General features: G+C 60.4%; 2 protein-coding genes. One reads left to right on the forward strand and one right to left on the reverse strand.

Features of this window, described 5'->3' with window-relative positions; translation table 11 throughout:
* Window positions 1-486: 486 nt before the first annotated feature.
* Window positions 487-2418: an asparagine synthetase B family protein gene (locus ACIQ36_RS19470; protein WP_395832448.1), complete on the forward strand. Its 1932-nt coding sequence runs from the start codon at window positions 487-489 to the stop codon at window positions 2416-2418.
* A gap of 2 nt (window positions 2419-2420) precedes the next feature.
* On the opposite strand, the gene ACIQ36_RS19475 is transcribed toward ACIQ36_RS19470, so the two are convergent.
* A complete protein-coding gene (locus ACIQ36_RS19475; protein ID WP_395832450.1) occupies window positions 2421-3257 on the reverse strand; it encodes a sulfotransferase domain-containing protein in 837 nt (278 codons plus the stop codon).
* Window positions 3258-3368: the final 111 nt, after the last annotated feature.

A 3368-nucleotide genomic window follows, 5' to 3' on the forward strand; every position in this document is an offset into this window, starting at 1 on the left:
ATATAACAATATGCTACATTCTTGCGAATCATACTTATTCTAAACTAATTCGGCGGTTTTCCGATCCCGGCAAGGCCCCCGGCGCAATCAGAGCGTGCTCTTGCTCAGCGCGGGAGATTGCAGTAAAGTGAGAGGATGGACGAAAGCACATTCGGCAAAGCCGGTTTGCCTTTGGTAAATCGAGTTTATGGCCGATCAGAGTTAGGGTGAGCTAAATGGAAAAGCAGCAACGCGATAGCAGCAACCTTCCCGACGCGGTATCGTCGGAAACGCAGCCCATGCGCTGGGTCGCGCCGCTGCGGTCGATTAAGACGTTTTCGATTTCTGAATTTACACAGGGCGGTACCGGTCCAGGCACGGATTTCTTGGAGGTTTCTTTTACACAGTCTTAACCACTAAGCTCTGAGTTTAGCCTGCGATATTGCTCCGACGAAACTGTTCTGAGGTACGGTGGCGGCTAATGCCCTTTTTGTGTCTCTTGATGCTATGAGCGATTTTCGCGGCTATGCGGCGTTTGAGTTAGAAGAGCGCACAGAGGAGGATTGTTCACGGGTCGGCGCGGGGTTTTTAAGCCTAGGGCTTGGAACTCCGAGGGTTTGGCGGAATGGGGTTGTTGCTCTCGCACACGCCCAACGGGTTATGACGCCGGAAGACAGGGCCGAAAGACAACCAATCGAAGACTCGGCTGGGCGTGTTATTCTGTTCGATGGGTATCTCTTCGAGCCCTCCCCGCTTATCGCCGACCTGGGCCTTCGCCCCCAAACTCCCGACTCCCAAATCGCAGCGGCGTGGCTCGACCGTTATGGGTTTGACGCGCTCCCCAAACTAAAGGGCGACTATTGCTTTGCGCTGTGGGACACGCGGGAGCGACGGTTGTACGTCCTCGTCGCCCCAATGGCCCAACGCATTGTTTATTGGTACGCGCGCCCAAAAGGCTTTTGGTTTGCCACAACGCTGAGCGCACTTCATCAGTTCCCCAGCGTTCCTAAAACCCTCGACCCGCTGCAACTCGCCCTGCACTTCACCGCCTCGGTCGCCGATCCGGCGGATACGCTGTATAAAGATATTCGCCTCGTGCCGCCGGGAACCTATCTCACCGCCGATACGCATGGCGTGCGGGAGCAAACCTTCTGGCGTCTCGACACCCGCCGGCGCTTAAGTTTGCCAACGCCGCAAGCCTATGTGGAGACAGCGCGCGATCTGCTGGACCAAGCCGTCCAACGGAGCTTGCGCTGTGCGGCCCCGCCCGGCGTTTTAATGTCGGGGGGCCTCGATAGCTCGGGGGTGGCCGCAACCGCCGCACGCCTGCTCGACCCGGCCCGCCTCTCGACCTATACGGTCGAGCCGCCGCCAGGGCACGCGATTGGCAGCCGAACGGGGTGGTATGATCAGGAACGGCCCTATGTCGAGGCGCTCGCGGCCCGCTACCCAAATATCCATTCGCATTTTTGTCATAGCACCGATCCGGCGTCGATCGAAATGGACCCAACCCCCTTTTTCGTCGCCGGGAGCAGGATGCAGTTTACCGCCAATCAGATTGGTTGGTTTGATCCGGCCTGTCGCGCTGCGCAACAAAATGGACACGCCGTACTGCTGACAGGTGGGGCTGGAAATTTAACCCTCAGCTTCAATGGGTTAAGGGGCTTGGGCGATTTTGCGCGGACGGGGCGCCTGGACAAGCTTATTCAACTGCTGCCAGGGGCCGCTCGGTTTCGACAGGGGACGCTATGGGGCACCCTTAAGACCGAAGTTTTGCTGCCCGCTCTGCCACCGAAACTGCGCGCGGCCCTATGGCGCTGGCGGCATCCGGGGGAAGAGCCCTCCACAAAATATGCTGCAATCCGGTCAGACTTCGCGCGAGAGGTCGGGTTAAGCGCCGTTCGAGAGGCCCTGGGGGACGATGCGCTGTCGCTCTATACCACCGACAGTCGAAAGCTCATCGCGCATCTTGTGGGAGCTCAGCGCGTCCGCCCCATCGAATCCCATCGAATGATAACGGCCTATTATGGCTTTGAAATCCGCGACCCGCTCGGCGATCCCGATCTGACCGAATTTTGCCTGGCGATCCCGCGCGAACATTATCTCTTAGGCGGGGTGCAGCGCAGCCTCGCCCGCCGGGTCCTCGCAGACCGGCTGCCGCCCGCCCTGCTCGCCGAGCGAGGCTATGGTCAGCAGAACCCGGAGTGGTTTGCCCGCCTCTCCGCCCAACGCGAGAGTTTTGCAGCGGATATTGAGCGCTTGGCCAATGTCCCCCTTGCCGCCGACATGCTCGACCTGCCGCGCTTGAAACAATTGATCGACACCTGGCCGACGGATGCTGAGACGGCGCAGGCCCGGCGCTTTGACTATCAGGTGTTACTGACGCGCGCGGTTCAAACCGGGCGCTTCATTCGCTGGGCAACCGGCGGCAATCAGTGATCCTACGGCAGATAGCCTAAGCGCCGCATAACCGGCCCGTGATCGGCCTCAATCCGGGCGATCTGGGCAGGGGTCAGCCGGTCCCGCCAGCCCTGCACGCGGCCCTCGCCGAAAAAGCCGCCAACCCCGCGCCATTCAGCAAAACCGGCGGTGGCCTCTTGGCGGCGTAGTTCTGTAAGGTCCGTGGCGGCGACAGCGGCTTCGACTGCGAGCGGATCGACCAGCAGCCCCAGGGCCGCTATCAGACCGGTCAGGGCCGCCCGAGGATCGGCCCTCATGGACTCGTAGGGCAGTAGGTGAACGGGGAAGGGTGCCCGATCAAGCCAGCCTTCAACATTCTCGCTCCAACTGCCCCAAACTTCCAGCAACCGAGGCCGAAGAACGCGCCGAGATCGGCACATCCGCCTATCGGGCGTGCCCATGAGCGTGATGGCATCATCGACGCTTTGCCCGATGTGCCGGGCAAGCGATACGGCGACATCGCGGGGGTCGCGCACCAAATATATCCCTCCCCGGACAAGATCGGCCAAACAAGCCGCCCCAGTAATAGAGACCGGAGAGCAGATATTATGGGTCTTCAAATATAACCTTTGATTTAACTGGCGCAACCATTGGTCAAACGCGTACGGCTGCCAGGCTAAAATCTCCGCATCGGTCAAATCCCCGGCCGGGATGCCGATAAGCTCATCAAACAGGGCCCGCTCGTCCCCCCGCCCTCCCCCCAACGTTAGGGCGTTGATGTGAACCGCCGTCCCGCCTGCCGTGTAGGACTGTAGAAGCAAGCGAACCCAGGTATTGCCTGACTTCGGATATGAAGCGAGCCAATAAATCCCGCTCATCCGCGCGGAACCTCCACGAGGGCGCGGACCCTATCGACCAGCGCGGGAAGATCGGCCAGATCCTCGCTGCGGGCCACTTCCATCACCGGCGCCGCTTCGATCAACCGCGCC

Origin of the sequence: Elstera sp., assembly GCF_044372965.1 — a bacterium.
Taxonomy (GTDB): Bacteria; Pseudomonadota; Alphaproteobacteria; order Elsterales; family Elsteraceae; genus Elstera.